Raw genomic sequence first — 26,388 nt, 5'->3', positions numbered from 1 at the left:
GTCGGGTGCGTGCGGAGGACCGGCGGGGTGCTCACAGGTCCCCCAGCTCGCGGTCGATCAGGTCGAAGAGGTCGCCCGCCGTCTCGACCTCGGCCAGTTCGGCGTCCTCGTCGGAGAGGGCGGCGGGCGCGGCGGCGGGGGTCGGTCCGAGGGGCTCGCCCTGCCAGCGGGAGAGCAGTTCGCGCAGCCGGGCGGTGACCTTCTCGCGGTCCTCGCCGGCCACGTCGGCACCCCGCAGGGCGCTCTCCAGGCGGTCCATGTCGCCGAGGAGGGCCTGCGCGGTCCCGGGCGGCTCGGGCAGGGACAGCTCGCCCAGCAGGTAGCGGGCCTGGGCGAGGGCGGTCGGGTAGTCGAACACCAGGGTGGCGGGCAGCCGCAGGGCGGTGGCCGCGCCGAGCCGGTTGCGCAGCTCGACCGCCGTCAGTGAGTCGAAGCCCAGCTCCTTGAAGGTCTGTTCGGGATCGATCTCGGCCGCCGAGCCGTGTCCGAGGACGGCGGCGGCCTGCTCGGCGACCACGTCGAGCAGGAGCTGCTCGCGGTCCGCGGCGGGCAGCGGAGCCAGCCGGTCGGCCAGCGACCGCGGTGCCTGCGCGGCGGGCGCCGTCCCGGCGGCGGTGGCGCGGCGCCGGGCGGGGCTGCGCACCAGGCCGCGCAGGAGGACCGGCAGGACGTCGTGGTGTGCCCGCAGGGCGGCCGGGTCCAGGTCCATCGGCAGCAGCGCGGCCCGGTCGCTGCCGACGGCGGCGTCGAACAGCCGCATGCCGGTGCCGGGTCCGAGCGGCACCATGCCGGTGCGGGCGTGCCGTTCGCGGTCGGCGTCGCCGAGTTCCCCGGTCATGCCCGCCTCGGGCAGCCAGGTGCCCCAGGCGAGCGAGACGGCGGGCAGGCCCTGGGCGCGCCGGTGCTGGGCGAAGGCGTCCAGGAAGGCGTTGGCCGCCGAGTAGTTGGCCTGTCCCGCGCCGCCGAACGTGCCGGCGACCGAGGAGAAGACCACGAACCGGGCGAGGTCGAGGTCACGGGTGAGCTCGTGCAGCGCCACCACGGCGTCGGCCTTGGGCCGCAGCGCCCGCTCCAGCCGGTCCGGTGTCATCGAGGACAGCACGCCGTCGGCGAGGACACCCGCGGTGTGCACCACGGCCGTCAGCGGCCGGTCGGCGGGGATGCCCGCGAGGAGCGCGGCGAGTGCGGTGCGGTCGGCCACGTCGCAGGCGGCGACGGTGACGTCCGCGCCCCGCGCGGCGAGTTCGTCGCGCAGCTCGGCCGCGCCGGGCGCGTCCGCGCCGCGCCGGCCGGCGATCAGCAGGTGCCGTACGCCGTGCTCGACGACGAGGTGGCGGGCGGTGATGCGGCCGAGGCCGCCGAGGCCGCCGGTGAGCAGGACGGTGCCGGCCTGGTCGGGCGCGGTCGGCAGGGTCAGCACGACCTTGCCGACGTGCCGCGCCTGGCTGACGAAGCGGAACGCGTCGGGCGCCCGGCGGACGTCCCACACGGCCATCGGCAGCGGCTTCAGCGCACCGCGCCCGAACAGGTCCGCCAGGTCGGCGAGGATCTCGCCGATCCGGTCGGGTCCGGCCTCGATCAGGTCGAAGGCCCGGTAGGTGACGCCGGGGTGGTCGGCGGCGACCTGTTCGGGGTCGCGTACGTCGGTCTTGCCCATCTCCAGGAACCGGCCGCCGCGCGGCAGCAGCCGCAGGGAGGCGTCCACGAACTCCCGGGCCAGGGAGTCGAGGACGACGTCGAAGCCGCGGCCCTCGGTGGCGGTGCGCAGTCGCTCCTCGAAGCCGAGGCCGCGGGAGGAGGCGAGGTGGGCGTCGTCGAGTCCGGCGGCCCGCAGCGCGCCCCACTTGGCGGGCGACGCCGTGCCGTACACCTCGGCGCCGAGGTGCCGGGCCAGCTGGACGGCGGCCGAGCCGACCCCGCCCGCCGCCGCGTGCACGAGGACGCTCTCGCCGGGCTTGAGCCCGCCGAGGTCGACCAGGGCGTAGTAGGCGGTGAGGTAGACGATGGGTACGGTCGCGGCCTCGGCGAAGCTCCAGCCCTTCGGGATCGGTGCGACCATCCGGGCGTCGGCGACCGCGACGGGCCCGAAGGCGCCGGCGAACATGCCCATCACGCGGTCGCCGGGTGCGAGGCCGGTGACGTCGGTGCCGGTCTCGGTGATCACACCGGCGCCTTCGAGGCCGATCGCGGTGGCCTCGCCGGGGTACATGCCGAGCGTGGTGAGGACGTCGCGGAAGTTGACTCCGGCGGCACGCATCGAGATGCGCACCTCGTTCGGGGCGAGCGCGGCCCCGACCTCGGGGCAGGCCGCGAGGCGCAGGCTGTCCAGGCTGCCCCGGTGGGCCACGCCGAGCCGCCAGGCGTCGGTGCCGGCGGGCGGGACGAGGGCGCGGTCGGCGGCCAGCGGGACGATGCGTGGTGTGGTCACCGTCCCTTCCTGCACGGCGAGTTCGAACGCGGTGTCGCCGAGCGCGGCGGGCAGGGCCGCCGCCGAGGCGTCGGTGCCGTCGGTGTCGGCGAGGACGAACCGGCCGGGGTTCTCGGTGCGGGCGGCCCGCACCAGGCCCCACACCGCCGCCTGCACCGGGTCGGCCGGCCGGGGTCCCGCCGGGACGGCGCCCCGGGTGACGACGGCGAGCCGGGCGTGCGCGAACGCCGGGTCGGCCACCCACCGCTGGACGACGGCGAGCACCTCGGTGAGGGTGTCGCGGCCCGCGTCGGCGAGGTCGCCCAGGGCGTTCTCCGGAGTCTGCGCGGGCACGACGTACAGGACGGTGTCCGGCACGTGCTCGTCCTCAGCGACGGAGGTGAGGCCGGAGGCCCGGCGCACGGTGTGACCGGCGGCCCGCAGGGCGTCGGCCAGTGCCGTCGCCTCGTCAGCGCCGACGACCGTGCACGCGGTCGGTGCGACGGCGTTCGCGGTGGCCACCGGCTGCCAGTCCAGCTCGTACAGGCCCTGGCGGTCCGGGGCGCCGACGGTGGAGCCCGCCAGGTCGCCGGTCAGCTCGCGCAGGGTGAGCGAGCCGACCGAGCCGACCGGGCGGCCCGTCGGGTCGGCGAGGGCGAGGCCGATGGCCTCCGGGCCCTCCTGGACCATCCGCAGCCGCAGCGCCGAGGCGCCGACGGCGTCCAGGCGCACGTCGCTCCACGAGAACGGCAGCCGTCCGGCGTCCTTCATCGGTACGAACATCACGGCGTGCAGCGCGGCGTCGAGCAGGGCCGGGTGCAGGTCGAAGGCGTCGGCCGCGGGAGCGGCGTCGGCAGGCAGGGCGGCCTCGGCGAACACCTCCGCGCCGCGCGTCCAGACCCGGGTCAGGCCCTGGAACAGCGGGCCGTAGAGGTGGCCGCGGTCGGCGAAGGCCTCGTAGAAGCCGTCGAGCGGCACCTCGGTGCCGTCCTCGGGCGGCCAGACGGTGAAGTCGTAGGGTGCGGCGGCCGGTTCGGCGGCGGCGGTGAGCAGGCCGCTGACGTGCAGGGTCCACGGCGTGCCGGGCTCGGCGGTGTCGGGCCGGCCGTGCACGGTCAGGGGGCGCGCGCCGGTGGCGTCCGGCGCCTCGACCCGTACCTGGACCTGCACGCCGCCCTGGGCGGGCAGGGTGAGCGGGGCCAGGATCGTCAGTTCGGCGACGTGCTCGCAGCCGGTCCGGGCACCGGCGTGCAGGGCCAGGTCGAGGAATCCCGTGGCGGGGAACAGCGCGGTGCTGGTGAGCGCGTGGTCCTTGAGCCAGGGGCTGCTGCCGAGGGCGAGCCTGCCGGTGAGGACATGGGTGTCGCCGTCGGCCAGTTCCACGGCCGCGCCCAGCAGCGGATGGCTGCTCGCGCCGAGGCCCGCGGACGTGACGTCGCCGAGCAGCGCGGGCGGCCCGGGCCAGAAGCGACGGCGCTGGAAGGGGTACGTGGGCAGGGGTACGGTGCGGGCGCCGGTGCCGTCGAACAGGCGCGGCCAGTCCACGGGCAGGCCGTGCGCGAAGGCCCGGGCGACGGCGTCGAGGAGCGTCTCGTCCTCGGCACGGTCCTTGCGCAGCACGGGCACGAACAGCGTGGTCTCGGCGTCCGGCAGGCAGCTCTGCGCCATCGCGGTGAGCGTGCCGTCGGGTCCGACCTCCAGGAACCGGTCGGCGCCGTGCTCGGCGAGCCAGCGGACGCCGTCGGCGAAGCGGACGGCCTCCCGCACATGGCGCACCCAGTACTCCGGGTCCTGCAGTTCGCCGCCGGCGGCGGCGCGGCCGGTGACGTTGGAGATCACCGCCATGCGCGGCGCTTCGTAGGTGATGCCCGCGGCGACCTCGCGGAACGCGTCGAGCATCGGTTCCATGAGCGGGGAGTGGAAGGCGTGGCTGACCCGCAGCCGGGTCGTGCGGCGCCCGTCGGCGGCGAGCCGCGCGGCGATGTCGGTGACCACGTCCTCGGCGCCGGAGACGACCACGGAGCGCGGCCCGTTCACCGCGGCGATGCCCGCGTCCGTGTGTCCCTCCAGGAGGGGACGTACCTCGTCCTCGGTGGCCTCCACGGCGAACATGGCGCCGCCGGACGGGAGTTCCTGCATCAGCCTGCCGCGCGCGGCGACCAGGGCGCAGGCGTCCTTGAGCGACATCACTCCGGCGACGTGGGCGGCGGCGATCTCGCCGATGGAGTGGCCTGCGACGAAGTCCGGGCGTACGCCCCACGACTCCAGCAGCCGGTACAGGGCGACTTCGACGGCGAAGAGGGCGGGCTGTGTCCACTCCGTGCGGTTCAGCCGCTCGGCGTCGTCGCCGAGGACGAGGTCGCGCAGTTCGGCGCCGAAGTGGGCGCAGACGGCGTCGAAGGCGTCCGCGTAGGCGGGGTGGGTGTCGTAGAGGCCGCGGCCCATGCCCGGGCGCTGGGCGCCCTGCCCGGAGAAGAGGAAGGCGGTCTTGCCGTCGCCCCGGTGTACGCCGGTGACGGTGTGCGGCCCGCTCTCGCCGGCGGCGAGCAGCCGCAGCCCGTCGCTGAGTGCGGCTCGGTCGGCGCCGAGGACGACGGCGCGGTGCTCGAAGGCGGCGCGGGTCGCGGTGAGGGACAGGCCGAGGTCCGCGGGGGTGATGTCGGGGAACTCCCGCAGATGGTCCAGGAGTTGGGCGGCCTGGGCGCGCAGGGCGTCCCGGCTGCGTGCGGTGACGACCCAGGGAACGTACGAACCGTCCGCGACCGGGACGACAGAAGTGTCACCGGCAACCGGTTCGCCGGTCACATCCTCCAGGATCACATGCGCGTTGGTCCCACTGATACCGAACGAGGACACACCCGCACGCCGCGGACGCTCCCCCACCCGCGGCCACACACGCGCCCGCGTCAGCAACTCCACCGCACCCGCCGACCAGTCCACATGCGACGACGGCTCATCCACATGCAACGTCGCCGGCAACACACCATGACGCATCGCCAGCACCATCTTCATCACACCCGCCACACCCGCACCCGCCTGCGTGTGACCCACATTCGACTTCACCGACCCCAACCACAACGGCCCCTCCCCCGCACGCTCCCGCCCGTACGTGGCCAACAGCGCCTGCGCCTCGATCGGATCACCCAACCGCGTCCCCGTACCATGCGCCTCCACCACATCCACCCCAGCCGCAGACACACCCGCATCCGCCAACGCGGCCCGGATCACCCGCTGCTGCGACGGACCGTTCGGCGCACTCAACCCGTTCGACGCACCGTCCTGATTCACCGCCGAACCCGCCACCACCGCCAACACCGGATGCCCCAGACGCCGCGCATCCGACAACCGCTCCACCAACAGCAGACCACCACCCTCCGAGAACCCCGTACCATCCGCCCCATCCGCAAACGCCTTGCACCGACCATCCGCCGCCAACCCCTGCTGACGACTGAAATCCACGAACAGACCGGGTGAGGCCATGACGGTGACGCCGCCGGTGAGGGCGAGGTCGCATTCGCCGTTGCGCAGGGACTGCACGGCGAGGTGGAGGGCGACGAGGGAGGCGGAGCAGGCGGTGTCGACGGTGACGGCCGGGCCTTCCAGGCCGAAGGTGTAGGACAGGCGGCCGGAGACGACGCTGGCGGCATTGCCGGTCAGCATGTAGCCCTCGAAGTCCTCGCCGGAGGCGGCGAGCATGCCGGTGTAGTCCTGGCCGTTGGTGCCGGCGAACACACCGGTCCGGCTGCCGCGCAGCGACCGCGGATCGATGCCCGCCCGCTCGAACGTCTCCCAGGCCATCTCCAGCAGCAGCCGCTGCTGCGGGTCCATCGCGACGGCTTCGCGGGGCGAGATGTTGAAGAACGCCGGGTCGAACCCGCCCGCGTCGCTGAGGAATCCGCCGGTCCGGGTGGAGACGGTGCCGGTCTTCCCGGGCTCGCCGTGGTGGAGGGCGTCGAGGTCCCAGCCGCGGTCCTCGGGGAAGGACACGAGGCCCTCCTCGCCGTCCAGGAGCATCTGCCACAGCTGTTCGGGAGTGCTGATGTCGCCGGGGAACCGGCAGCCCATGGCGACCACGGCGATCGGGTCGTCGGCGGCGGCGCGGCGTGGTGCCTCGCCCGGCGCAGCGTGCGCGGCGGACGCGGCGGACTCCGTGTCGTCGGCGACCTGGGCGAGCAGGAAGTCGGCGAGGGCCCGGCAGTTGGGGTGGTCGAAGACGAGGGTGCTGGGCAGGCGCAGGCCGGTGATGCGGTTCATGCCGTTGCGCAGTTCGACGGCGCTGAGCGAGTCGATGCCCAGGTCGGTGAAGGGCCGTTCCGGTTCGACGGCGTCGCCCGAGGGGTGTCCGAGGACGCTCGCGACGTGTCCGCGCACGATCTCCAGGACGGCGTCGGCCCGTTCGTAGTCGGGCAGCGCGGCCAGGTGGGTGTGGAGCGAGGACGTGTCGGCGGTCGCCGTCGTCGCGTTCTGCCGGGCGGCGTCCAACGCGCGGCGGGCTGCGGGCAGTTCGTCCAGCAGGTGGCTGGGCCGGGGGGCCGTGAAGGACAGCGCGTAGGTGTCCCAGCGCAGATCGGTGACGACGACGTGGGTGTCGCCGAGGTCGAGGGCGCGGCCGAGGGCGGCGCAGGCGGCGGCGGTGTCCATGGGGTGGACGCCGTAGCGGCGCATGCGGTCGCCCGCCGCGTCGCCCACCATGCCGCCGTCGGCCCACAGGCCCCAGGAGACCGCCGTGGCGGGGAGCCCGGCGGCGCGCCGCTCGGCGGCGAGGGCGTCGAGATAGGCGTTGCCGGGGGCGTAGTTGCCGAGTCCGGCGCCGCCGAGGACGCCCGCGGTGGAGGAGAACAGGACGAAGGCGGACAGGTCGAGGTCGCGGGTGAGGTCGTGCAGGGCCCGGGCGGCGGTGGCCTTGCCGCGCAGGACGGGGTCCATGCGGTCGGCGTCGAGCGAGTCGATCACGCCGTCGTCGAGGGCGCCGGCCGCGTGGAACACGGCGTCCAGGGGCTGGTCCGCGGGGATCCCGGCGAGCAGGGTGGCGAGCGCGGAGCGGTCGGACACGTCGCAGGCGGCGAGCGTGACGTCGACTCCGCGGGCGGTGAGTTCGTCCCGCAGGTCGGTGGCGCCGGGCGCGTCGGCGCCGCGGCGGCCGGCCAGCACCAGGCGGGTGGCGCCGCGGTCGGCGAGCCAGCGGGCGACGTGCCCGCCGAGGGCGCCCGTGCCGCCGGTGACCAGGACGGTGCCGCGGGGCTGCCAGGTCTCGGCTGGGGTGTCCGCGCCCGGGGCGTGGACCAGCCTGCGGCCGTGGGCGCCCGTGGTGCGCAGCGCGATCTGGTCCTCCTGGCCGGGGTCGGCGAGGACGGCGGCCAGGCGGGTGGCGGAGCGGGCGTCGAGGTCGGCGGGCAGGTCGATCAGGCCGCCCCAGCGCTCGGCGTGCTCCATGGCGGCGACCCGGCCGAGGCCCCAGACGAGGGCCTGGGCGGCGTCCGGCGCGGGGTCGGCCCCGCCGACGGCGACGGCGCCGCGCGTCGCGCACCACAGGGGTGCCTCGATGCCCTGGTCGCCGAGCGCCTGTACGAGGGCCAGGGTCGCGGCGAGTCCGACCGGGACGGCCGGGTGGGCGGGGTGGTCGCGGGTGTCGAGGGCGAGCAGGGAGAGCACGCCGTCGACGCGTCCCGTGTCCTCGTCGGCGGTGAGGAGGCCGGCGAGTGCCGTGCGGTCGGCGGCGGCGTCGTCGTCGTCGGGCAGGGTGATCCGGCGGACCGTGCGGGCGCCGCCCGCGGTGAGCGCGTCGGCGACCGCGTCGGCGACGGCGGTGTGGCCGGCCGTGTCGGCGGGGGCGAGCAGCAGCCAGGTTCCGGTGAGGGTGGCCGGGCCGGGGTTGAGCGGGGTGAAGGCGACGCCGTAGCGCCACGCGTCGGTGGTGGCCTGCTCGCGGCGGGCGTTGCGCCAGCCGGCCAGCGCGGGCAGCACGCTGCTGAGCGGGGCGTCGGCGGGCAGGTCGAGGGCGTCGGTCAGGCTCTCCAGGTCCTCCTGCTCGACGGTCTGCCAGAAGCGGGCCTCGACGGAGTCGGCCGTGAGCCCGCCGTCGGCGGCGAGGCCGGCGGCGGCCGCCTCGCGCATGCTCGGCCAGTAGCGCTGGTGCTCGAACGGGTAGGTGGGCAGGTCGGTGCGGGTGGCGCCGGTGCCGGCGAAGACGGTCTCGAAGTCGATGTCGACGCCGTGCACATGGGCCTCGGCGAGCGCGCCGAGGAACTGCCTGAGGTCGCCGTGGTCGCGGCGCAGGGAGCCGAGGACGGCGCCGTCCACGCCGGCCGCGTCGAGGGTGTCGCGCAGTCCGACGGCGAGCACGGGGTGCGGTCCGACCTCGATGAAGGTGCGGTGTCCGGCGGCGATCAGGCCGCGTACGGCGTCCTCGAAGCGGACGGTCTCGCGCAGGTTGGTGTACCAGTAGTCGGCGCCGAGTCCGGTGGTGTCGAGCCAGTCGCCGGTGAGGGAGGAGCGGAAGGGGATGTCCGCCTCGCGCGGGGTGATGCCGTCCAGGGCGGCGAGGACGGTGTCGCGGATCGCCTCGACCTGTGCGGAGTGCGAGCCGTAGTCGACGTTGACCTTGCGGGCCCGGATGCCGTCGCCGGTGAGGGCGGTGTGCAGTTCGTCCAGTGCCCCGGCCTCGCCGGAGACGACGACGGACGCGGGGCCGTTGACGGCCGCGACGGCGAGCCGGTCCGCCCACGGTGCCATGCGGGTGCGGGTGTCGTCGGCGGACAGCGGCACGGACATCATGCCGCCGGTTCCGGCGATGCGGGTGATGGCCCGGCTGCGCAGGGCGACGACGCGGGCGCCGTCCTCCAGGCTGAGGGCTCCGGCGACGCAGGCGGCCGCGATCTCGCCCTGGGAGTGGCCGACGACGGCGGCCGGCCGGACACCGTGGGCCCGCCACAGGGCGGCGGTGGCCACCATGACGGCCCACAGGGCCGGCTGGACGACGTCGACGCGGCCGAGGTCGGCGGCGTCCTCGCCGTCGCGCAGCACCGCCGTCAGCGACCAGTCGACGTGCGGGGCGAGTGCCTGCTCGCAGCGGTCGATCCAGTCGGCGAACACCGGTGACTCGTCGAGGAGTTCGCGGGCCATTCCGGCCCACTGGGCGCCCTGTCCCGGGAAGACCAGGACGGGTTCGGCGCCCGCGGCGACGGCGGTGCCGACCAGTGCGGGTGCGGTGAGCGGTCCGTCGGCGGCGAGCACGGTGAGCGTCTCGTCGAGCCGGTCCGCGTCGTCGGCGAGGACGGCGGCGCGGTGGGCGAAGGCGGCCCGCCCGACGGCGAGGGTGTAGCCGAGGTCGGCGAGCGCGGTGCCGGGCCGGGCGCGCAGGTGGGCGCGGAGCCGGACCGCCTGGGCGCGCAGCGCGGCGGGCGTGCGGGCGGACAACAGCACGGGAACGGCGGGCAGTTCGGCCGGTGTCGTGGCGGGGGCGGCCGGTGCGTCGGGGGCCTGTTCGACGATGACGTGGGCGTTGGTGCCGCTCATGCCGAAGGAGGACACGCCGGCGCGGCGGGCGCGGCCGGTGTCCGGCCAGGGCTGCTCCTCGCTCAGCAGCCGGACCTGTCCGGCGCTCCAGTCGACGTGCGGGGTCGGGTGCTCGGCGTACAGGGTGCGAGGCAGCAGTCCTTCGCGCAGCGCCATCACCATCTTGATGATGCCGCCGACGCCCGCGGCGGCCTGGCTGTGCCCGATGTTGGACTTCAACGAGCCCAGCCACAGCGGCCGTTCCTCGTCGCGGTCCTGTCCGTAGGCGGCGATGAGCGCCTGGGCCTCGATGGGGTCGCCGAGGGTGGTGCCGGTGCCGTGCGCCTCGACGGCGTCCACGTCCTGCGGCGACAGTCCCGCGGCGCCCAGCGCCTGGCGGATGACGCGCTGCTGCGAGGGCCCGTTGGGGGCGGTCAGGCCGTTGGAGGCGCCGTCCTGGTTGAGGGCCGAGCCGCGGATGACGGCGAGGACCTGGTGGCCGTTGCGGCGCGCGTCGGAGAGGCGTTCCAGGACGATCATGCCGACGCCCTCGGCCCAGCTCGCGCCGTCGGCGTCCGCCGAGAAGGGCTTGCAGCGGCCGTCCTCGGCCAGTGCGCGCTGGCGGCTGAACTCGATGAGCGAGCCGGGTGTCGACATCACCGTGACGCCGCCGGCCAGGGCGAGTTCGCACTCTCCCTGGCGCAGCGACTGCGCGGCCAGGTGCAGGGCGACGAGCGAGGACGAGCAGGCGGTGTCGATGGAGACGGCCGGTCCCTCCAGGCCGAGCGCGTAGGAGATACGGCCGGAGAGCACGCTGGGCGAGTTGCCGGTGCCGACGTAGCCCTCGAAGTTGTCGTCGGAGGCCGCGAGGATCGTGACGTAGTCCTGGTAGGTGACGCCGGCGAAGACACCGGTGGCGGAGCCGCGGGCGGCGGCAGGGTCGACGCCGGCGCGCTCCAGGGCCTCCCAGGACACCTCCAGGAGCAGGCGCTGCTGGGGGTCCATGGCGAGGGCCTCGCGCGGGCTGATCGCGAAGAACGCCGGGTCGAAGTGGCTGGCGTCGTGCAGGAAGCCGCCCTCGCGGGTGTAGACCGTGCCGGGGTGGTCCGGGTCGGGGTGGTAGAGCCGCTCCGGGTTCCAGTTGCGGTCGGTGGGCAGCGGCGAGACGCCGTCCGCTCCGGCCCGCACCAGGTCCCACAGGTCCTCGGGCCCGGCGATGCCGCCGGGGTAGCGGCAGGCCATGCCGACGACCGCGATCGGGTCGTCGTCGAGGGCGCGGCGGACGGCGGTGGGCGCGCCGGTGACGGCGGTGCCGAACAGGTCGTCGGCGAGGTGGCGGGCGAGGGCGGCCGGTGTCGGGTGGTCGAAGACGAGGGTGGCGGGGAGGGTGACGCCGAGGGCGGCGCTGAGCCCGTTGCGCAGTTCGACCGCGGTCAGGGACGTGAGGCCGAGGTCGGTGAAGGGCAGGGCCGGTTCGACCTCGTCGGGGCCGCTGTGGCCGAGGACGGCGGCGACCCGGTCGCGGACGGTGGCGAGGAGCGTGCGCTCGCGTTCCGCGGCGGGCCGGCCGGCCAGCCGTTCCAGGAGGCTGCCGGGAGGCTGGGTGCGGGCGGCCCGGCGGCGGCCCGGTTCGGCCGCGGGCGCGGTCTCCTGCCGGGCGGCGCGGGCCGCGTCCGTGGTGGCCGTGGCCGCTCCGGGCGCGGGCCGCAGCAGCAGGGACCCGATGGTCAGGACGGGGTCGCCGACCGCGTCGGCGGCGGTGAGGGAGAGCGTGTCGGCGCCGCTGCGCACCAGGCGGACGCGCAGGGTCGTGGCGCCGGTGGCGAACAGCCGGACCGGACCCGCGGAGAACAGCACGCGCCCGTCGCCCAGGCCGTCGAACGCGCCGAGGCCCAGCGGGTGCAGGGCGGCGTCCAGCAGGGCCGGGTGCAGGTCGTGGCGGCCGGCGTCGGCCGTGGCGGACTCGGGCAGGGCGACCTCGGCGTACACGGCGGTGTCGTCCCGCCAGGCGGCCGCGAGGCCCTGGAAGACGGGCCCGTAGTCGAGGCCGGCCTCCCGCAGCCGCGCGTACAGGCCCTCGGTGTCGAGTTCCTCGGCGCCGGGCGGCGGCCAGGCCGAGAGGTCGTGGGCGGGCGCCGGTTCGGTTTCGGCGGTGAGGACGCCGGCGGCGTGCCGGGTCCATGCGGCGGCGGTGTCGGTGGCGAGCCGTGCGTGCACGGCGAAGGCGCGGTCCCCGCGGTCGTCGGGCGCCTCCACGCGGATCTGCAGGGCGACGCCGTCGTGCTCGGGCAGCGCCAGCGGGCGTTCCAGGACGAGTTCACGGACCTGCGGGCGGCCGACGTGGGTGCCGGCGGCGAGGGCGAGTTCGACGAAGGCGGTGCTCGGGACGACAGCCGAGCCGCCGATGCGGTGCGCGGCGAGCCAGCTCGCGGTGCGGGTCCCCAGGCGGCCGGTGAGCAGTACGGAGTCGTCCACGGCGGACGGGACGACCGCGCCGAGCAGCGGGTGGTCGGCGGGTACGAGTCCGGCAGCGGCCGGGTCGCCCGCCGCGGTGCCCGTCTCGATCCAGTACGGCCGGTGCTGGAAGGCGTAGGTGGGCAGGTGCACCGGACGGGCGCCGGGCGCGGTGGCGTCGAGCAGGGCGCGCCGGTCGACGGGGACGCCGTGGGCGTGCAGGGCGCCGACCGCGGCCAGCAGCGTCTCCGTTTCGTCGCGGTCGTCGCGCAGCGTGGGCACGGCGAGCGGCGCGGCGCCCTGCCAGGAGCCCTGTGCCAGGGCGGTCAGGGTGGTGTCGGGGCCGAGTTCGACGAGGCGGGCGACGCCCCGCTCCTCCAGGGCCGCGACGCCGTCGGCGAACCGTACGGCGTGCCGTACGTGCCGTACCCAGTACTCGGCGTCCGTCAGTTCGCCGGGCTCGGCGACCCGGCCGGACAGGTCCGAGACGACCGGGATGCACGGCTCCGCGTACTCGACGGAGGCCGCCACGGCGCGGAAGTCGTCGAGCATCGGCTCCATGCGCGGCGAGTGGAAGGCGTGGCTGACCCGCAGCCGGGTGGTCTTGCGGCCCAGCTCGGCGAAGTGGGCGGCGACGGCGAGGGCCGCGTCCTCGTCACCGGAGACGACCACGGACCGTGGCCCGTTGACGGCCGCGATCCCGAGGACGTCCTCCCGTCCGGCGAGCAGCGGCAGCACCTCGTCCTCGGCCGCCTGGAGGGCGATCATCGCGCCGCCTTCGGGCAGTTCCTGCATCAGCCTGCCGCGGGCGGCGACCAGGCGGCAGGCGTCGGGCAGGGCGAGCACCCCGGCGACGTGCGCGGCGGCGATCTCGCCCACGGAGTGTCCGATGAGGTGCGCGGGCCGGGCCCCGAACGTCTCCAGGAGCCGGAAGAGGGCCACCTCGACGGCGAACAGCGCGGGCTGGGCGTACTCGGTGCGGTTGAGGGTGTCCGCGTCGCCTTCGTGCACGACCTCGGCGAGAGGCCGCGGCAGCAGTCCGTCGAAGTGCCCGCAGACGGCGTCGAAGGCATCGGCGTACGCGGGGAACGCGTCGTACAGCGCGCGGCCCATGCCGGGACGCTGGGTGCCCTGTCCGGCGAACAGGAACGCGGTGCCGCCGCCGCTCAGGGTGTTCCCGGTGAGCACGGCGGGGCTCGTCTCGCCCGTGGCCAGCGCGCCGAGTCCGGCCAGCAGCGCGGCACGGCCGGTCCCGGTCACGGCCGCGCGGTGTTCGAGCGGCGCGCGGGTGAGGGCGAGGGCGTGCGCGACGTCGGCGACGTCCAGCTCCGGACGCTGTTCGAGGTGGGCGAGGAGCCGGGCGGCCTGGTCGCGCAGGGCCGGTGCGCTGCGCGCGGCCAGCAGCCACGACAGGGCGGCCGACTCGTGGTCGGTCCCGTCACCGGCGGGCGCGCCCGACGCGTCCTCGGCGGTGTCCGGTTCGGCGAGGATGACGTGCGCGTTGGTGCCGGAGACGCCGAACGCGGAGACACCGGCACGGCGGGTGCGCTCACCGGCCGGCCAGGCGACGGCCTCGTCCAGCAGGCGGACCTGTCCGGCATTCCAGTCGACGCGGGAGGAGGGCCGGCCGGCGTGCAGGGTGGCCGGCAGGATGCCGTTGCGCAGGGCGAGGACCATCTTGATGATGCCGACGGCGCCGGCCGCGGCCTGGGTGTGCCCCAGGTTGGACTTCACGGAGCCGAGCCACAGCGGCCGGTCCTCGGCACGGCCTTGACCGTACGTCGCCAGCACCGCCTGCGCCTCGATGGGGTCGCCCAGGGTGGTGCCGGTGCCGTGCGCCTCGACGGCGTCGACGTCCGCCGGGGCGAGCCCGGCCGAGGCCAGCGCCTGCCGGATGACCCGCTGCTGCGAGGGCCCGTTGGGCGCGGTCAGCCCGTTGGACGCGCCGTCCTGGTTGACGGCGGTGCCCGCCACGACGGCCAGCACGCGGTGCCCGTTGCGCCGGGCGTCGGACAGCCGCTCCACGACCAGCACGCCGACGCCCTCGGCCCAGCCGGTGCCGTCGGCGTCCTCGGAGAACGCCTTGCACCGGCCGTCCGGGGCCAGTCCGCCCTGGAGGCTGAACTCGACGAAGGCACCGGGGTCGGCCATGACGGTCACACCGCCGGCCAGCGCCAGATCACTCTCCCCGGAGCGCAGCGACTGCGCGGCCAGGTGCAGGGCGACCAGCGAGGACGAGCAGGCGGTGTCGACCGTGACGGCCGGGCCCTCCAGCCCGAGGGAGTAGGAGACACGGCCGGAGACGACGCTGCCCGCCTGGCCGGTCAGCAGATGTCCGCCGAGTCCCTCGGGGACCTCGCTCAGGCCGGTGGCGTAGCCGGAGCTGCCGGCTCCGACGAAGACTCCGGTGCGCGAGCCCTTCAGAGCGGTGGGGTCGATCCCGGCGAACTCCAGTGCCTCCCAGGACGTCTCCAGCATCAGCCGCTGCTGCGGGTCGAGCGCCTGGGCCTCCCGGGGACTGATGCCGAAGAACGCGGCGTCGAAGTCGGCGGCCCGGGACAGGAAACCGCCGGAGCGGGTGTCACTGGCCTCCAGCAGGGAGGTCAGGTCCCAGCCGCGGTCCTCGGGGAACCCGCCGACGGCGTCGCCGCCGGCGGCCAGCAGCTCCCACAGCTCGTCGGGGCCGTCGACGCCACCGGGCAGCCGGCAGCCCATGCCGACGATGACCACGGGATCGGTGTCGGTGGCCCGCACCGCCACCTCGTGCCGCTCCGCCACCGTCTCGAACAGCGCGTCCCGAAGGTGCTCGGCGACGGCGAGCGGGGTGGGGTGGTCGAACACGAGCGTGGAGGGCAGCGGGATGCCGGTCTCGGCGGTGAGGTCGTTGCGCAGTTCGACCGCGGTGAGGGAGTCGAAGCCCATCTCGCGGAAGGCGCGTCCGACGGTCACCGCGGCGGGGTCGGCGTGGCCGAGCACCCCGGCGGCACGGCGGCACACCAGGTCGAGCAGGGCCGCGTCGCGCTCCTGCGCGCCGAGCGGCGCGAGGCGGTCGCGCAGCGCGCCGCCCGCCTCCGTGGCGGAGCCGTCCGCGGCCGGTGCCGCGGCCGCGTCGCTCAGCGCCGCGAGCAGGGGGCTGGGACGGCCGGTGGTGAACGCCGCCACGAACCGGTCCCAGTCCACGTCGGCCACGACCACGGCCGTGTCCCGGGCGGCCAGGGCGCGTTCGAGGGCCGTCAGCGCGGCAGCGGGGTCCAGCGGCCTCAGCCCACGACGGACCAGCAGCTCCCTGGCCTCCTCGCCGGCGGCCATACCGGTGTCTCCCCACGGGCCCCAGGCCACGGAGGTGCCGGCCAGACCGCGGGCGCGACGACGTTCCACGAGCGCGTCGAGATGGGCGTTCGCGGCGGCGTACGCGGCCTGCCCGCCGCTGCCCCAGACACCGGCGATCGAGGAGAACGTCACGAAGGCCGACAGCCCGCTGTCGCGGGTCAGTTCGTCGAGGTGTTCGGCGGCCTCGGCCTTGGCGCGCAGGACCGCGGCGAGCCGGTCGGGCGAGTAGTCGGCGATCACGTCGTCGTCCAGCACGCCCGCGCAGTGCAGCACCGCGTCCACGGGGTGTTCGGCAAGCAGCCGCTCGACCGCGCCGCGCTCCGCCATGTCGCAGGCCACGACGGACACCCGCGCCCCGAGTCGGACGAGTTCCGCGCGCAGTTCGTCCGCGCCGGGTGCCTGGGGCCCACGCCGGCCGGTCAGCACCAGTTCACGCGCCCCGTGCTCCACCACCCAGCGCGCGACACGCGCACCAAGGGCACCGGTACCACCGGTGATCAGGACACGCTCCGGAGAGGTCCATTCCCGCGCGGCGGCGGGGGCGGGCGCGGACACGAGCCGACGCGCGTAGGCGTCGGTGCCGCGTACGGCGACCTGGTCCTCGTCGCCGGCGCCCAGCACCGCGGCGACCCGGGCGAGCGCGCGTCGGTCCGGCCGGGCGGGCAGGTCGAGCAGACCGCCCCAGACATCGGGATGTTCGAGCGCGGCGACGCGACCGAGCCCCCATACGGAGGCCGGGCCGGGCTCGACCGCGGCCTCGGTACCCGCTCCCACGGCCACGGCCCCGCTGGTGACGATCCACAGCGGCGCGGTGAGCCCGGCATCGCCGTGCCCCTGCACCAGCGCGAGGGCACGGTCCACACCCGGCAGGCACGAGAGCACACCGGCGACCGGCGCGCCGTCTTCCGCTGCCGCGCCCAGCACGACTGCCAGGGCCGCACGCCCGGTGTCGGCGACGTCGCACACGACGCGCTCGACTCCCGGCACGAACTCCTCGATGCCGGACAGTGCTTCGTCGTCACCGGCCTGCAGCAGCAGCCACCGCCCGGTGACCGTCCGCTCCGCGCCCGGCTCCAGACGCTCCCAACGCACGCGATAGCGCCAGGCGTCCGCAGTGGTCCGCTCGACCTCGGCGCGCCGCCACACCGACAGCGCCGTCACGACACGGTCCAGTTCACCACGGTCCAGTTCACCGGCGTCGAGCCCGAGCACACCGGCGAGTTCATCGGCTTCCCCGTGCTCGACGGCTCCCCAGAACGCGGCCTCCCCGGCGGACACCGCGGCCACTGCGCCGCGGGTGCCACGCCGCACCTCCGGCCAGTACCGGGTGCGCTGGAAGGCGTACGTCGGCAGCGGTGCGGGCCGCACCCCGGCGAACACCCCGGCCCAGCCGACCGAAAGCCCCGCGGCGTACAACGCGCCGACCGCGGCGTACAGCGCGTCGGCCTCGGACCGGTCCTTGCGCTGCGCGGGTACGCAGACCACACGGTCGACCTCACCGAGCACCGTGCGTGCGAGGGCGGTGAGGGTGCCGTCGGGTCCGATCTCCAGGAAACGCGTCACGCCCTCGGCGGCGAGAGCGCTCACCCCGTCGGCGAAGCGGACTGCCTCACGGACGTGGCGTACCCAGTAGTCGGGCGACGCCAACTCGCCATCACCGGCGAGGCGTCCGGTCACGTTCGAGACGACGGGGATGGAGGGTGCGGTGTAGCTGATGCCTTCCGCGACGTGGCGGAACGCGTCGAGCATCGGCTCCATCAGCGGTGAGTGGAAGGCGTGCGAGACCCGCAGACGGGTCGTGCGCCGCCCCTGTGCCTGGAGTTCTTCGGCGACCTCGATGACGGCAGCCTCGGCACCCGCGATCACCACCGCCCGAGGACCGTTGACCGCGGCGATCGACACCTCGTCCGCACGGCCCTCCAGGAGAGGCAGCACCTCGTCCTCGGCGGCTTCCACCGCCACCATCACACCGCCGGCGGGCAGTTCCTGCATCAGCCGGCCACGAGCCACCACCAGGGCGCTGGCGTCCTCCAGCGACAACACACCCGCCACATGCGCGGCAGCGATCTCACCGATCGAGTGCCCGATCAGGACATCCGGACGCACCCCGAACGACTCCACCAGACGGAACAACGCCACCTCGACCGCGAACAACGCGGGCTGCGCCCACTCCGTACGATCCAGCCGCCCCGCATCCTCCCCGAAGACCACATCACGCAACTCCCCACCCATGTAAGCGCACACGGCGTCGACGGCGTCCGCGAACACCGGGAAAGCCTCGTACAACTCGCGGCCCATCCCCAACCGCTGCGCACCCTGACCCGAGAAGAGGAAGGCAGTACGCCCTTCTCCCACGGTTCCGGTGACAGCACGGGGGTTGGGCTCGCCCGCTGCCAACGCGGCCAGAGCGGCGAGAAGTTCGGCGTGGTCCTGGCCCCAGACGACGGCTCGGCTCTCGAATGCGGTACGCGTCGTGGCAAGAGCGGCGCCGACCTCGACGCGGTCGACGTCGGACGTCGTCCCTACGGCGTCCAGCAGGCGGGTGGCTTGGGAGCGCAGGGCGTCAGGAGTGCGCCCCGACAGCACCCACGGCACCACCGGCAAACTCGGCCCCTCGTCCACCTCCACCGTCTCTTCGGGTGCCTGCTCCAGGATGACGTGCGCATTCGTACCGCTGAGCCCGAACGACGACACACCCGCACGCCGCACCCGCCCAGCGTCCCCCATCCACGCCTGGCTCTCGGTCAGCAGGCGTACGTCCCCCGCCGACCAGTCCACATGCGTGGACGGCTCACCCACATGCAACGTCGCCGGCAACACACCGTGCCGCAACGCCTCCACCATCTTGATCACACCAGCCACACCAGCGGCAGCCTGGGTGTGACCGATGTTCGACTTCACCGACCCCAGCCACAACGGACGCTCACCCTCACGCCCCTGCCCATACGTCGCCAGCAACGCCTGCGCCTCGATCGGGTCACCCAACTTCGTACCCGTACCGTGCGCCTCCACCACATCCACATCAGCCGCCGACACACCAGCCGCCGCAAGCGCAGCCCGGATCACCCGCTGCTGCGACGGACCGTTCGGCGCCGTCAGACCATTCGACGCACCATCCTGATTCACCGCCGAACCCCGCACCACCGCCAACACACGACGACCCGCCGCAACAGCATCCGACAGCCGCTCCACCAGCAGCACACCCACACCCTCACCCCAGCCGGTACCATCCGCCTCCTCCGCGAACGCCTTGCACCGACCATCACCCGCCAGACCACCCTGACGACCGAACTCCACAAACGCACCCGGCGTCGACATCACCGTCACACCACCGGCCAGCGCCAGATCACACTCCCCCGACCGCAACGCCTGCGCCGCCAGATGCAGAGCCACCAACGACGACGAGCAAGCCGTGTCGACCGTGACCGCCGGACCCTCCAGACCCAGCACGTACGACACCCGGCCCGACGCCACACTCGCCGCATTACCCGTACCGACATACCCCCCGAAGTCACCCTCCGACAAACCCAACAACGCCGGATAATCCTGACCGTTCGTCCCCGCGAACACACCCGTACGACTCCCCCGCAACGACCGAGGATCCATCCCCGCCCGCTCCACCGCCTCCCACGACGTCTCCAACAACAACCGCTGCTGCGGATCCATCGCCAACGCCTCACGCGGCGACACCCCGAAGAACTCCGCATCAAAACCACCCACACCCGACAGGAACCCACCGTGGGCGGTGTGGCTGGCGTACGGGTTGTCCGGGTCGGGAGCGAAGAGCAGATCGAGGTCCCAGCCGCGGTCGGTGGGGAAGTCGCCGATTCCGTCACGCCCGTTGACCAGCAGATCCCACAGATCCTCGGGCGACTCCACACCACCCGGGAAACGGCACGCCATACCCACGATCGCCACCGGCTCGTCCACCGCGATCGGTGTGGAGCCACCCGGCACGGCGGTAGCGGCGGCTTCGTCCGCGAACAGCTCGCTGTAGAGGAACTCGGCCAGAGCCTGCGGGGTCGGATGGTCGAAGACCACCGTCGAGGGGAGCGCGACGCCCGAGACCGAGGCCAGGACGTTGCGCAGCTCCACCGCGATCAAAGAATCCACACCCAGATCCCGGAACGCCCGCTCCGCACCGACCTGTTCGGCGCCGGCGTACCCGAGTGCCGCGGCGGCCCGGGCGCGCACCTCGGTGAGGAGTTCACGTCGGCGGGCTTCGGGGGCGAGGGCGCGCAACCGGGCCTGCAGTCCGGTCGTGACGGTCTCGACGGCGAGCTCGGACCCGGCCGGGGTCCGGTACACCTCGCTGAGGAGCGAGCTGGGCCGGACCGCGGTGAAGGCGGGGCCGAAGCGGCTCCAGTCGACGTCGGCCACGAAGGCGACAGCGGACGCGTCCGCAGCGCAGGCCGCGAGGGCGTCCAGGGCCCGGTCGGGGTCGAGCAAGCCGACGCCGCCGCGCAGTTGGCGGCCCTCCGCGTCGGCGTCGGCGGCCATGCCGCCACCGGCCCAGGGCCCCCACGCGATCGACGTGGCGGGCAGCCCCTCGCTCCTGCGGCGTTCCGCGAGGGCGTCCAACAGGGCGTTGGCAGCCGCGTAGTTGGCCTGTCCGGCGGAGCCGACCGTGCCGGCGAAGGACGAGAAGAGGATGAAGGCGGAGAGGTCGCGGTCGCGGGTCAGCTCGTCCAGGTTGCGCGCACCGGCGACCTTGGCGGCGAAGACGTTCCTGAACGCGCCCGGCGTGAGACCGTCGAGTACGCCGTCCTCCAGCACTCCGGCGGTGTGGACGACCGCGTCCACGGGGTGGGTGTCGAGCAGCGCGCGCAGCTTCTCACGGTCTGTCAGGTCGAGTGCGGCCAGGGTCGCTTCGGCGCCGATGTCACGCAGTTCGCGCCGCAGCTCCTCGGCACCCGGCGCCTGGGCTCCGCTGCGGCTGACCAGGACCAGGTGCGCCGCGCCCTGCCGGGCGGCCCACCGGGCCACCCTGGCGCCCAGCGCGCCCGTGCCACCGGTCACCAGGATCGTGCCGGACGGCTGCCAGACCGATTCCGGTGCGTGGGAGGTCGGAACCAGACGGCGGCCCAGGACACCACCGGTACGGATCGCGGCCTGGTCCTCCTGCCGGGTCGTGGCCTTCGCGCCCTCGGCGAGCAGCGTGACGAGCCGGGCCGCCGAGCGCCCGTCCAGCGTCGGGGGCAGGTCCACGAGACCGCCCCAGCGATCGGGGTGTTCCAGGGCCACGACGCGGCCGAGGCCCCAGACGGCGGCCTGGTCCGGTTCCGATACGGGATCGCCGGCCGTGGTGGTGACAGCTCCCCGGGTCAGCGTCCACAGCGGTGCCAGGACAGCGGCGTCACCGAGTGCCTGCACGAGCACTGTGGTCGCGAGCAGGCCGCCGGGCACGTCGCCGTTCTCGCCGCGCTCCAGAGCGAGCGTGGAGACGACACCGGTGACCGGGGTGTCCTCGATGGCTACGGCGATCCGGCGGGCCAACTCGGCCCGGGTGTCGCTGTGGTGATGCTCGACGACGACCAGTTCCGCCCCCGCGTCGTGCAGGGCACCGGTCAGCGCACCGTCCCAGCCGTCGGAGCCGTCCAGGGACACGGGCCTGAGGAACAGCCAGCGCCCTGACAGCCGGGAACCCTCGGGCAGACCGGCGACCGTACGCCAGACGACCGTGTGGTGCGGTCCGCTGACGTCGACGGCCGATCCGTCCTCGCCGTAGGAGCGCTCCAGCCAGTAACGGTCGCGGCGGAAGGCGTACGTGGGCAGCTCGACCGTGCCGGCGGCGCCCGGGAGAAGGGCGGCCCAAGCCACCGAGGCCCCGTTCACGTGCAGTCGCGCGAGGGCCGTCACGAGGTGCTGGGTCTCCTGGCCGTCCTTGCGGAGGACCGGCACGTACAGTGCGTCGTCCGCCGCGGCGTTCTGCGCGAGGGCGGTGAGGGTGCCGTCAGGGCCGATCTCCAGGAAACGCGTCACACCCTCGGCGGCCAGCGCAGCCACGCCATCAGCGAAGCGGACCGCCTCACGGACATGCCGTACCCAGTAGTCGGGCGACGCCAACTCGCCGTCTGCGGCGAGGCGTCCGGTCACGTTCGACACGACCGGGATCGACGCAGTGCCGTAACTGATGCCCTCCGCCACATCACGGAACGCGTCCAGCATCGGCTCCATCAGCGGCGAGTGGAAGGCGTGCGAGACCCGCAGACGCGACGTACGCCGACCCTGTGCCTGGAGTTCTTCGGCGACCTCGATGACGGCAGCCTCGGCACCCGCGATCACCACCGCCCGAGGACCGTTGACCGCGGCGATCGACACCTCACCCGCACGGCCCTCCAGCAGAGGCAGCACCTCGTCCTCGGCAGCCTCCACCGCCACCATCACACCACCAGCAGGCAGCTCCTGCATCAGCCGGCCACGAGCCACCACCAGAGCGCAGGCATCCTCCAGCGACAACACACCCGCCACATGCGCAGCAGCAATCTCACCGATCGAATGCCCGATCAAGACATCCGGACGCACCCCGAACGACTCCACCAGACGGAACAACGCCACCTCGACCGCGAACAACGCAGGCTGCGCCCACTCCGTACGATCCAGCCGCCCCGCATCCTCCCCGAAGACCACATCACGCAACTCCCCACCCACATAAGCGCACACGGCGTCGAAGGCGTCCGCGAACACCGGGAAAGCCTCGTACAACTCACGCCCCATCCCCAACCGCTGCGCACCCTGACCCGAGAACAGGAACGCGGTGCGGCCGTCCCGGGCGGTGCCCGTCAGGGTGTGGGAGTCGGGGTCGCCGGTCGCCAACGCGTGGAGCCCGGCGAGGAGTTCGGCGTAGTCGTGGCCCTGGATGACGGCTCGGGTCTCGAAGGTGGAGCGGGTGGTGGCCAGAGAGGCGGCCAGGTCGTAGGGGTCCGTGTCCGGCCGTGCGGTCAGGTGGGCGGCCAGGCGGCCGGCCTGGGCGCGCAGGGTGGCCTCGTCGCGGGCGGACAGCAGCCAGGGCAGGACCGGCAGGGCGGTGCGGGGGGCCGGCTGCGCGGGGGTCTCGTCCGCGGTGGGCTCGGGGGCCTGCTCGATGACGACGTGGGCGTTGGTGCCGGAGACGCCGAAGGCCGAGACGCCGACGCGGCGCGGGTGGTCGACGTGGGGCCACTCGACGGGCTCGGTGAGCAGTCGGACGTGGCCTGCGCTCCAGTCGACGTGTCGCGAGGGGCGTTCGGCGTGCAGGGTGGGCGGCAGGACGCCGTGGCGCAGGGCGAGCACGGACTTGATGACGCCGACGACGCCCGCGGCGGCCTGGGTGTGACCGATGTTGGACTTCGCCGAGCCGAGCCACAGCGGGCGGTCGGCGGGGCGGCCCTGGCCGTAGGTCGCCAGGAGCGCCTGGGCCTCGATGGGGTCGCCGAGCGAGGTGCCGGTGCCGTGGGCCTCGACGGCGTCGATCTCGGCGGCGGGCAGGCCGGCGTTGGCGAGGGCGGCGAGGATGACGCGCTGCTGGGCGAGGCCGTTGGGGGCGGTGAGGCCGTTGGAGGCGCCGTCCTGGTTGACCGCGCTGCCGCGCAGTACCGCGAGGACCTGGTGGCCGTTGCGGCGGGCGTCGGAGAGCCGTTCGACGACGATGGTTCCGGCGCCCTCGGCCCAGCCGGTGCCGTCGGCGTCGTCGGAGAAGGCCTTGCAGCGGCCGTCGCCGGCCAGGCCCCCCTGCTGGTCGAACTCGATGAAGGCGCCGGGGCCGGACATGACGGTGACGCCGCCGACGACGGCGAGTGAGCACTCGCCGGAGCGCAGCGACTGGGCGGCCAGGTGCAGGGCGACGAGGGAGGAGGAGCAGGCGGTGTCCACCGTGACGGCGGGGCCTTCCAGGCCCAGGGTGTAGGCGACCCGGCCGGAGAGGACCGACATGGAGTTGCCGGTGAGCAGATGGCCCCGGACGTCGTCGGGGACCTCGCGCAGCCCGGAGGTGTAGCCCTGGTCGCTGCATCCGACGAACACTCCGGAGCGGCTGCCCCGCAGTCCGGCGGGGTCGATGCCGGCGCGCTCGAAGGCTTCCCAGACCACTTCGAGCAGCAGGCGCTGCTGCGGGTCCATGGCGAGGGCTTCGCGCGGGGAGATGCCGAAGAAGGCAGGGTCGAACCGGTCCGCGTCGTGGACGAAGCCGCCGCGGCGGCGGCCGTCGGCGCCGTCGGTCCCGGCGGCCGTGGGCCAGCCGCGGTCGCTGGGCCAGTCCGCCACCGCGTCGGTCCCGGAGACGAGCAGGTCCCAGAAGTCGTCGGGTGTGCGGACGCCGCCGGGCAGGCGGCAGCTCATGCCGACGATGGCGACGGGCTCCTGTTCGCGGGCCTCCAACTGCCGCAGTTGGCGGCGGGTGTTGTGGAGATCGACGGTGACCCGCTTGAGGTAGTCCCGAAGCTGGGCTTCATTCGTCATGGACTGCCCCCATGCTGTTCGGTTCGGTTCGGTGATGGAACGTGCCTTCGCGCACGGTGGAGGGGCCCTGTGGCTGTCCGGCCGCTGGGTGTGTTCCTCGTGCGGTGGGGACAGCATGACCCGGCTCGGGAGCCTTTCTCGGCCCCGAGCCGGGTTGTCTGGGGAAACCCTTGGAAATCATGAACGGCCCGCGATTCACGCAGGCCGGAGCCGCGGCCGGGGACCGGGGTGGGTGGACCGGCGCGGGTGTGCCGGGCCCCGAACGGCCGCTCGCAGGCGCGGTGTTCGGGGCCCGGTTCGCTCAGGTGTACGGCGGTGGGGCGCCCCTGGCGAGCACGTTGTGCAGGACGCCGAAGGCGTCCCGGAGTGCGGCGAGGGCGTCGGGGATGCGCCAGGCGGCGCGGTCGCGGGGGCCGACGGTGTTGGAGATGGTGCGCAGTTCCAGCAGCGGGACGCCGTGGACGGCGGCGGCCTCGGCGACGCCGAAGCCCTCCATCGCCTCGGCGGCGGCTCCGTGGCGTTGCCGCAGGTCCTGGGCGCGTTCTGCCGTGCCGGTGGCGGTGGAGACGGTCAGGACGGGGGCGTGGACGGCGCCGAGGACCCGGGCGACGGCGGCCGAGAGGTGGGGTGCGCAGGAGTGCTCGGAGGCTCCGAAGCCCAGGCTGTCCACGGAGAGGAAGCCGTCGGGGGTCTGGCAGCCGAGGTCGGCGGCGATGACGCGGTCGGCGACGACGACGGATCCGACGTCGGCGATGGGCGCGAAGCCTCCGGCGATGCCCGCGGCGATGACCAGGTGGTACGGGTTTCCGTGGACGGTCGCCACGGTGAGTGCCGCGTCGGTCGCGGCGGCCGCGGCGGCGGGGCCCACTCCCCCGGCCACCAGATCGGTGCTGAGCGGTTGGCGAGGGGCGGTGCACGGGCCCGCCGCGGTGCGCGGGGCAGGTGTGGTGCGCGGGGCAGGTGCGGTGGAGGTGTCGGTGGCGCAGCCGATGCGGAGCATCTCGCGGCCCGGCAGGTCGCCGCAGCCGACCGCCGCGGTGGGGCCGAGGCCCCGTGCGACGGCGTCGCGCTCGGCCTCGACCGCGGTGACCACGAGGAGGCGGACGGGGTTCACCAGGTTCATGGGGTTCATGAGGACAGCTGGACGTGCCCGTGGTCGCCTATGACGAGGCGGTGGGTGGCCGGCAGTCCGGGGGCGAGGGTGACTTTGACGTTGCGGCCGACGAGGGAGGCGGCCACGCGCCGGATGTGGTCGAAGGACGACTCGCGCAGCACGATCGAGTACTCGATCTCGCTGTGGGTGATGCGGCAGTTCTCCGCGACCGACGTGGACGGGCCGACGTACGAGTCGCTGACGACACTGCCGGCGCCGATGATCGCGGGGCCGACGATGCGGGAGCGGCGGACCTCGGCGCCCGGCTCGATGCGGACGCGTCCGATGATCTCGCTCTCGTCGTCGACGTAGCCGTCGACGCGGGGCTGGAGGCGTTCGAGGAGGGTGCGGTTGACCTCCAGCATGTCGGTGACGTTGCCGGTGTCCTTCCAGTAGCCGGTGATGACGGTGGAGCGGATCGCCATGCCCTGGTCGATCATCCACTGCAGGGCGTCGGTGATCTCCAGCTCGCCGCGGGCGGAGGGCCGGATGGCCCGCACCGCTTCGTGGACGGCCGTCGTGAAGAGGTACACGCCGGCGATGGCCAGGTCGCTGCGCGGCGTGCGGGGCTTCTCCTCCAGTTCGAGGACGTTGCCCTTGTCGTCGGTGACCGCCACGCCGAAGGCCGTGGGGTTGTCCACCCGGGTGAGCAGCACCTGGGCGTCGCGCGGGTCCTTGCGGAACTCCTCGACGACGTCGGTGATGCCGTCGAGCACGAAGTTGTCGCCGAGGTACATGACGAAGTCGTCGTCGCCCAGGAACGGTTGGGCGATGAGCACGGCGTGGGCGAGTCCCAGGGGTTCGCTCTGCGGGATGTAGGTGACGTTCAGCCCGAAGGCGGAGCCGTCGCCGACGGCGGCCTCGATCTCCGGGGCGGTGCTGCCGACGATGACGCCGACGTCGGTGATGCCCGCGGCGGCGATGGATTCGAGGCCGTAGAAGAGGATCGGTTTGTTGGCGACCGGGACCAGTTGCTTGCTGGACGTGTGGGTGATCGGTCGCAGTCGCGTACCTGATCCCCCCGCGAGCACGAGAGCCTTCACTGTTCCATCCAGGTGACGGGTGGGGGTGGTGGGTGGGAGGGGCGGCCGTCCGGGCCCGGAGGGTGGGTCCG

At 74.3% G+C, this 26,388-nt stretch carries 3 protein-coding genes; all 3 read right to left on the bottom strand.

The features are described 5' to 3' along the window. Positions 1–31: 31 nt before the first annotated feature. Positions 32–24,121: a type I polyketide synthase gene (locus AC4OXY_RS43395; RefSeq protein ID WP_491992465.1), complete on the bottom strand. Its 24,090-nt coding sequence runs from the start codon at positions 24,119–24,121 to the stop codon at positions 32–34. A 301-nt stretch (positions 24,122–24,422) separates the two neighbouring features. Continuing rightward, on the bottom strand, positions 24,423–25,253 hold the full coding sequence (locus tag AC4OXY_RS43390; RefSeq protein WP_491992464.1) for a futalosine hydrolase: 831 nt from the start codon (positions 25,251–25,253) through the stop codon (positions 24,423–24,425). Next, positions 25,250–26,317 (bottom strand): glucose-1-phosphate thymidylyltransferase, encoded by a 1,068-nt coding sequence (locus AC4OXY_RS43385; protein ID WP_362823840.1) that lies wholly within the window; start codon positions 26,315–26,317, stop codon positions 25,250–25,252. The genes AC4OXY_RS43390 and AC4OXY_RS43385 overlap by 4 nt, the downstream gene beginning before the upstream one ends. Positions 26,318–26,388 lie beyond the last annotated feature (71 nt).

This window comes from Streptomyces sp. HUAS MG56 (assembly GCF_058673395.1).
Note: the sequence above shows the minus strand (reverse complement) of the source record. Positions and strands in the feature narration are given on the sequence as shown.